The organism is Eggerthella sp. 1_3_56FAA (assembly GCF_000185625.1).
Classification (GTDB): domain Bacteria; phylum Actinomycetota; class Coriobacteriia; order Coriobacteriales; family Eggerthellaceae; genus Eggerthella; species Eggerthella lenta.
In genome coordinates this window covers 276,440-277,930 of record NZ_GL622579.1, presented here as the reverse complement: position 1 = coordinate 277,930, position 1,491 = coordinate 276,440, and the positions used below count along the sequence as shown (strand labels likewise).

2 protein-coding genes are annotated in these 1,491 nt (G+C 74.2%); both read right to left on the bottom strand.

The window, feature by feature from the left end:
* On the bottom strand, positions 1–1,010 hold a 1,010-nt coding region (locus tag HMPREF1023_RS01190), incomplete at its 3' end, for a relaxase/mobilization nuclease domain-containing protein (protein ID WP_009304299.1).
* Positions 1,011–1,012: 2 nt separating this feature from the next.
* Entirely contained in the window at positions 1,013–1,417 is a 405-nt protein-coding gene (locus tag HMPREF1023_RS15585; protein WP_050784801.1) for a CopG family transcriptional regulator, read from the bottom strand.
* Positions 1,418–1,491 lie beyond the last annotated feature (74 nt).

Genomic DNA, 1,491 nt, shown 5'->3' with positions numbered 1-1,491 from the left:
AAGTCGCCCGCGGCCTCCAGCGCCCCGATGCGCGCCTCGCAGTCGGCGAGGCTCCTGATGCCCTCCCGCGAGAACGCGTCGAGGGCGTCGGCCAGCCGCCTCAGGTCGTCCAGGTCGTCGACCGCGACGGCGTTGCGGGCGATCTCGCGGATCGCGTCGGCCCTCCGCGGGGACGAGCGCAGCGCGAGCTCCTGGAGCACTGACCTCCGCCCGAACGAGGTCCCGAGGTTCTCTCCCCTGATCCTGCGCGCGCCCTCTCCCGAGAGCGCGTAGACCCAGTCCGCGGCGCCGTTTCCGGGCGCGGCGCCGGAGACCTCCACGCCGAGCTCGGAGAGCGCAGCGACGAAGTCGGCCTCGTCGCGCGCGACCCGCCTGGCGACCGTCACGCGGGCCCTGATGTCGGCCACCCACGAATAGGCGCCCCTCTCGGCGAGCTCCCTCTCGGCCCTGCGGAAGTGGACCCGCTCCCTGCCGCGCGTCCCCCTCGCCGCGAGGAGCGGGGCGGCCCCCTCTCCGGGCCCGTCGGCGAAGAAGCTCAGGCCGCGCTCCTCGGCAAGCCTCTGGGCGGAGCGCATGAGCTCCCGCGGCGCCGGGTCCTGCAGGCGCGCCCCGGTCTCGAGGTTGGTGTTGTTCACCACGACGTGGGCGTGCATGACGCCGCCCTCGTTGTCGTCATGGTAGACGACGGCCGCCTGGAACCCCGCGAAGTTCTCGGCGACCCACGCGCGCGCCAGGTCGCGGAGCGCCTCGAGGGAGATGCCGTCCCTCGGGTCGGGGCTCAGGACGTAGTGCTTGTAGGTCCGCGCGGGCCTCCCCTTCCACGGCGTGTGGTTGCCGTAGGCGACTCGCGTGAAGTCCATCTCCTCCGCCCAGTCCCGGAACCCGCAGGGGTGCTCGGGCGACCAGGAGAGGTTCGCGAGGTCCACGGCGAGCGCGCGCCCGCCCCTGGTGAGGTAGCGCATGATGCCGCCGCACCCGGTGTGGCCGCTGATTGGCTTGACGACGGGCACCGCTAGTCCCTCCTCACGGCGATGGAGTCCGCGACCTCGGTGAGCGCCGCCTCGAGGACGCGCCTGCCCGCCTCGACCTCCTCGAGCGCCGAGAGGGCCCGCCCGAGCATCGCCTCGAGCTCCGGCGGCTTGGGCGGGCTCCCCCTGCGGACGAGGAGAGCGATGGTATTGAGCGCGTGGACCGCCTGGTTGTAGTGGCGGCCCCAGCGGACCAGCTCGGTCGCCATCCTCCCGAGCGTCCTGCCGTCGACGGCGTAGACGGTCCTCTGCCGGTCCGCCCCCGGCGGGACGCGCAGCAGCGAGCGGAGGAGCTCCGAGCGCGACAGCCCAGACCTCTCGGACGCCGCCTCCAGGGCGTCCAAGTCGCGGTCGTCGAGCCTCAGGCTGACCATGTTCCGGTAGGGCATGGGCTGCCTCCCTTCCTGGGGCGCGGGGCCACCCCCGCATCGGCGCCACCGGCGGCCGGCGCCCGGGCGGCCGC